Consider the following 6,030-nt stretch of genomic DNA (forward strand, 5'->3'; position numbering starts at 1 on the left):
CCCCCCCCCCCCCCCCCCCCCCCCCCCCCCCCCCCCCCCCCCCCCCCCCCCCCCCCCCCGGGGGGCTGCGCGTTCCCGCGCGCTCGGTGGGCTGTTAGCGGGCGGCGTGGGCGGTGTACTCGGCGGCGTGGCGGGTGAGATCGTCCAGGCTCATGTCGTAGACCACGTCGGCGGCGCCGATCGGCACCGTGGTGGCGACCGCGCCGGCCGGGTAGACGTCGACCCGGGTGTACTCGCCGCCCACCAGCCCGGTCATCCGGTCGGCGGCCCCGACCACTTGGGCCCGGTAGGCGGTGGCACCCGCCACCCACACCGGGACTCCGCCGAGCGCGCCCGCCGACGCGTGGTGGGCATGCCCGGTCAGCACGATCTTCACGTCGCTGCCGGCGAGGACGGCCGCGAGGCGCTCCGGCTCGGCGAGCAGCAGCGTGTTGACCGCGGCGATCGGGGAGGGCACGGGCGGGTGGTGCAGAGCCAGCACTGTCCCGGCGGGCGCCGGGGTGGCCAGCTCGTCGGCGAGCCAGCCCAGTTGGGCGGCGCTGAGGACACCGCCGTGCTGGCCCGGCTCGGTGCTGTCGAGCACGACGACCCGCAGGTCGTCGACCCAGTGCGTGTAGTCGTAGGGCTCGGTGGTCGGCTCCACGCCGAGCAGCCCCGCCCGGAACGGGCCACGCGCGTCGTGGTTGCCCATCCCGTAGAGGACCGGCACCCCCATTCGGGCGGCGACCGGCTCCACCAGTTCCCGCAGCCGCCGGTAGGCCAGCGGATCGCCGCTGTCGGCCAGGTCGCCGGTGAGCAGCAGCACGCCGATCCGCAGCGGGGACGCCTCGAGCTGGGCGAGGACGGCCGCCAGCACGGCGTGGGTGTCGACCTTGTCGTACAGCAGCTCGCCCGATCGGACGATGTGGGTGTCGCTGATCTGGATCAGGGTGTGGGTGGGCTGGTGGGTGTTCGAGGCGGGCAGGGGGAGCACGGGTGTCCCTTCCGCGGACGTGGCGGGCATGTCCGGCGGGGTCACTTGGGCGGCAGGAGGGTGGTGGCCTGCTTCTGCGCGGCGGCCATCGTGGTGGCGGGGTCCTTGCCGCCGAAGACGGCGCCCTCGACCGCGGACATCATCGTGTCGCTGATCTGCAGGTAGTTGTCACCGGGGAAGGATTCCCACGGCTGCAGCCGGGTGAGCTGGTCGAGGTTGGGCTTGATGAGCGGGTTCGCCTTCGCCCACGCCTGCAGGCCGTTGGGGTCGTCGATGAGCCCGGTGCGCAGCGGCAGGTAGCCGATCTTCGAGGAGATCTGGGTGTAGGCGTGGTCGCTGGTCAGGAACTTGATCAGTTCCCAGGCGGCACGCTGCTTGGCCGGGTCCTTGCTGAAGACGGCCAGACCCGAGCCCGAGTTGGTGGGGATGACCGGCTTCGACCCGAACGACGGTTCCTGCGAGGCGCCGAGCTCCCAGTTGTTCGTCTTGGCCCCGGCCATGAACAGCCCCTGCACGGCGCTGGTCTCCAGGATCATCCCGAGCTGTCCGCTGCTGAACGCCTTGAACGCCTGCTGCTGGTCCAGATTGGGCATGGCGCCGCTGTGGGCCAGGTCGGCCGCGGTCGACACCGCCGAGACGGCCGGCGCGTCGCCGAACGACAGAGTCCGGCCGTCCGCGGACAGCACCCGACCCCCCGAGGATCGGACCAGGCTCTGGAAGCACCAGACGGCGGCCTTCGTCAGGCAGTCGACGACGATGCCGTCCTTGCCGGTCTTGGCCTTGATGGCCAGCGAGGCGGTCCTGACGTCGGCCCAGGTCTTCGGCGGGTTGGCCGGATCGAGCCCGGCCTGGGTGAACAGCGTCCTGTTCAGCCAGAGCACCGGGGTGGAGAAGACGTAGGGCATCGCGTAGGTCTTGCCGTCGACGTCGCCGAGGGTGCGCGCGGTGGGGGCGAACGGGTGGGTGCCGCCGAAGTTGGCCTGCACGGCGTCCCGGCCGACCAGGGTGTCCAGCGGCTGGGCGCCGAGGCCGCTGGCGGCGAACCGCAGCGCGTCGAACGTGACCTGGGCGACGTCGGGCGGGTTGCCGGCGAGCACCTGGTTCTTGACGCTGGTGGCGTAGTCGCCGTTCGTGACGCCCTGCGGCGGCTGGCCCTTGACGGTGATGTTGGGATGCGCGGCCTGGAAGTCGCGCAGCAGCCCCTCGATGACCGGCTTCCAGGTACCCGTGCTGGTGAGGTTGTAGCTCTCGAAGACGATGGAGACCTTCTGGTCGGCGGCGAGTTCGGGAACCGTCGCGGACGCGCCGGCACCGGCGGTCGCGCTGGACGGCGTCGACGAGGACGTCGCACATGCGGAGGCCAGTGCGGCGATCAGCACGAGGCCGGCTGCGGCACGCAGCAGGCGTGGTCGGGCCACGGTCATGCTCCCTTGGGGATCGAGTGGGCCTTGGCTCGGGGTGTGACGGGTGTGACGAGTGGCTCGGGTGGGGGGCGGGTGGCGGGTGGTGCGGGTGTGGCGGGTGGTGCGGATGTGGCGGGGTCAGACGCCGGCGGCGGCCGGAGTCGCGTTGGTCGGCTCGGGGGGCATCGGCGTCCCGGTGGCGCTGGCGAGCGTCACCGCCGGCCGGCCGGTCGGCTGCTGCCAGGTCAGGCGGCGCCCGCTGGACCGGTCGAACAGGTGGACGCGGGCCGGGTCGATGCCGAGCCGGGTCCGGTCACCGATCGCGAGTCCGATCGGCCGCGGCCCGCGCAGCGCCACCGACTGCCCGTGCACGTCGCACCAGGCCACCTCCTCGCTGCCCAGGTTCTCGATCGCGGTGACGACACCGTCGATCTCGACCTCCGGGTGGGGCGCCGCGGTGGCGTCGCCGGGCGGGGTCCGATGCAGGCTCTCCGGCCGGAAGCCGAGGGTCACGTCGCGGTCCGGGGCCGTGCCCGGCCACAGCGGGATGCGCAGCCCCGGGGCCCGCGCCGTCAGCATCGGACCGTCCGCCTCGATCCGGGCTGCCAGCAGGTTCATCGGTGGCGCGCCGAGGAAGCCCGCGACGAACACGGACGCCGGGGTGTCGTACACCTCCGTCGGCGTGCCGACCTGCTCCACCCGGCCGCCGCTGAGCAGCGCCACCCGGGTGGCCATCGACATCGCCTCGACCTGGTCGTGGGTGACGTAGACGAAGGTGCGCCCGAGCCGGCGGTGCAGGGCGGTGAGCTCGGTGCGGGTCGCGGTGCGCAGCTTGGCGTCGAGGTTGGACAGCGGCTCGTCCATGAGGAACGCCTGCGGGTCGCGGACCAGCGCGCGGCCGAGGGCGACCCGCTGGCGCTGCCCGCCGGAGAGCTCGCGGGGTCGGCGGGCGAGCAGATGGTCGAGTTCGAGCTGCCCGGCGACCTCGCGGACCCGGCGGCGGATCTCGGCCCGGGGCACGCGGGCGGCCCGCAGGGGGAAACCGATGTTGCGTTCGACGGACAGGTGCGGGTAGAGCGCGTAGCTCTGGAAGACCATCGCGAGGTCACGCTGGCGGGCCGGCAGGTGGGTGATGTCGCGCTCGCCGAGCAGGATCCGGCCCTCGCTCGGTTCCAGCAGGCCCGCGATCATCCGCAGCAGCGTCGTCTTCCCGCATCCGCTCGGGCCCAGCAGCACGAGGAAGTCGCCGTCGGCCACTTCGAGGGAGATGTCATCCACGGCGCGGACATCGCCGAATGTCCTCGTCAGGCCCTCGATCCGGATCTCTGCCACCAGCACTCCAGGTAACGTCCGTTCCGGGAGCAGGGCTGCTCCCGGTTTCCTGTTACCTGGGCAGCGTCGAATACCGAGATGAACGGTCTCCGACGCGCGGGAAACGGACGGTGGTCACTTATCGCAACGGTTCTCCCTGGCTTCCGACGGGGATGGGCGCCATCCGACCTGGTCACGGCGCTGACTGCGTCGGCGCTGCCTGCTACCGACAGTGAGAAGGTCTGTGGGCTGTGTACCTGGGGCTGTGTGCCTGCGGTTGGGCACCTGCGGCCGGGTGCCCATGGCCGGGCACCTGCGGCCGGGTGCCTAGCGCTGCGGAGGCCCGCCGCCGTGTTCGGTCCCCGACGGCTCCGGCGGACTTGTCGGCTCGGCCCGCACGGAGTGCCCGAGAACGTCCGGGACCAGGGACGACGCTCGTTGCGGGTCGTTTTCCCGGCGCAGCCCGACGGCGAGTTGCAGCGCGTTGAGCAGCAGCAGCGACGCCAGCCGGCTGGCGATCGTGTCCGTGCCGACCGGCCAGTCGGGCGTGCCGACGACGAGGGTGATGTCGGCGATCTCGGCCAGTGGGCCCGACGTGTAGCTGGTGATCCCGATGATCGTGGCGCCGGCGCTGCGGGCGGCCTCGGCGGCGCGCAGCGTCGGCTCGTTCGCGCCGGACGAGGTGATGACCAGGCAGACGTCGGTGGGCGCGAGCAGGCGGGCCGCGATCTCCTGGATGATCGAATCGCCGGGTGCCTCCGCCGGCCGGCCGATGCTCAGGAAGCGCAGCGCCGCATCCTGGGCGACGGGCCCCGAACCGCCGTTGCCGACGATGAGCAGCCGCCCGGCCGAGTCCAGCAGATCGACCGCCGGGGTGAGGCAGGCACGGTCCAGCGGTCCCAACGCGTCGGCGAGCACCTTCGCCGCCGCCTCGAACACGGTGTCGACCAGCCGCTCGACCGGATCCCCGGCGCCGGCGCGGCCGACCTCGCCGCGCAGCGCCGCCGCCCCCGCCTCCCGGGCCAGTTCCACCCGGAAGTGCTGGAACCCGCGGAAGCCCAGCGACTGGCAGGCCCGCACCACGGTGGCCGCCGACGTCCCCGCCGCCTCCGCGAGCTGCGCCGCGGACCATTCCACCACCTCCCCCGGACGGGCCAGACAAACGTCGGCCACCCGCTGCTCGCTCGGCACGAGACTCGGCAGCGTCGCGCGGATGGCCGCGAACAGCCCGCCCGGACGGACTGCACCGGCCGGCCCGGTGAAGGGAGTCGCCATGATGGAGGTCATACACGCTGAAGGTGACGAGCCGGGTGAGCCGCCCGGGCAACCGTAGTCAGAGTGCCCCGAGGGCCTCGCGGACGAGCGCGGCGACCTGGTCGGTCTCGGTGAGGAAGCCGTCGTGGCCGCTGCGCGAGCGGATCACGCGCAGGGGCGCGCCGGCGAGTGCGGCGATGTCCTGCTGCAGCCGCAGCGGGTAGAGGCGGTCGGAGTCGACGCCCGCGACCGTGAACGGCACCGGGCAGGCGCGCAGCGCCGCGGCGAACCCACCGCGGCCCCGCCCGACATCCTGCGTCATCATCGCCCGGGTCAGGGCGACGTAGGTGCCGGCGTCGAACCGGCGGGCCAGCTTGCCGGCGTGGTGGTCGAGGTAGGAGGCCACCTCGAACTGCCCGTCCGGGCGGGTCCGGGCGGCGAAGCGATCCTCCAGCTCCTCCTCGCTGCGGTAGCTGATCTGGGCCATCCGGCGGGCCAGGCCCATCCCCCCAGCCGGGCCCTGTCCTGCCGGCAGGCGGTGGTAGTCGCCGCCGTGCCAGCCCGGGTCGTCGGTGATCGCGCGCACCTGGACCGCGTACAGCCCGATCTGCTCCGCCGTCGCGGTGGCGCCGCAGGCCAGCACCACGACCCGCCCGACTCGCCCCGGATGGCCGACGGCCCACTCCAGCGCCCGCATCCCACCCATCGACCCGCCGACCACCGCGGCCCACCGCCGCACGCCCAGGGCGTCGGCGACCGCCACCTCGGCGGCGACCTGATCGACGATGGTGATCTCGGGCCAGCGGCGGGCCCACGGACGGCCGTCCGGCGCGACAGTGGCCGGACCGGTCGTGCCCTGGCAGCCGCCCAGGACGTTGGGGCTGACGACGAACAACCGGTCGGTGTCGAGCGCCCGGCCCGGCCCGATCAGCCCCTCCCACCAGCCCGCGCTCGGATGGCCCGGTTCGGCGGGGCCGGCGGCGTGGCTGTCCCCGGTGAGCGCGTGCAGCACCAGCACCGCGTTGCCGGCCGTGGCGTCCAGGCGCCCCCAGGTCTCGTACGCCACCCGCACCCCCGCCAGCGCCCCGC

Annotated in this window: 5 protein-coding genes; all 5 read right to left on the bottom strand. The window is 73.6% G+C overall.

The features are described from left to right. Nucleotides 1-94: 94 nt before the first annotated feature. Nucleotides 95-1,018 (bottom strand): metallophosphoesterase, encoded by a 924-nt coding sequence (locus ND748_RS22730; RefSeq protein ID WP_251747993.1) that lies wholly within the window; start codon nt 1,016-1,018, stop codon nt 95-97. After that, nucleotides 1,015-2,397 carry an ABC transporter substrate-binding protein gene (locus ND748_RS22735; protein WP_251747994.1) on the bottom strand — a complete coding sequence of 461 codons (1,383 nt, stop codon included), beginning with the start codon at nt 2,395-2,397 and terminating at the stop codon, nt 1,015-1,017. Before ND748_RS22735 ends, ND748_RS22730 begins: the two co-directional genes overlap by 4 nt. A 117-nt stretch (nt 2,398-2,514) precedes the next feature. Further along, on the bottom strand, nt 2,515-3,708 hold the full coding sequence (locus ND748_RS22740) for an ABC transporter ATP-binding protein (protein WP_251747995.1): 1,194 nt from the start codon (nt 3,706-3,708) through the stop codon (nt 2,515-2,517). 306 nt (nt 3,709-4,014) lie between these two features. Beyond that, nucleotides 4,015-4,962: a MurR/RpiR family transcriptional regulator gene (locus tag ND748_RS22745; protein WP_251747996.1), complete on the bottom strand. Its 948-nt coding sequence runs from the start codon at nt 4,960-4,962 to the stop codon at nt 4,015-4,017. Nucleotides 4,963-5,020: 58 nt separating this feature from the next. Next, nucleotides 5,021-6,030 (bottom strand): homoserine O-acetyltransferase (locus tag ND748_RS22750; protein WP_251747997.1); only part of this gene is annotated, 1,010 nt, incomplete at its 5' end.

It is taken from the genome of Frankia sp. AiPs1 (assembly GCF_023716945.1).
In the GTDB taxonomy this organism is placed as follows: Bacteria; Actinomycetota; Actinomycetes; order Frankiales; family Frankiaceae; genus Frankia.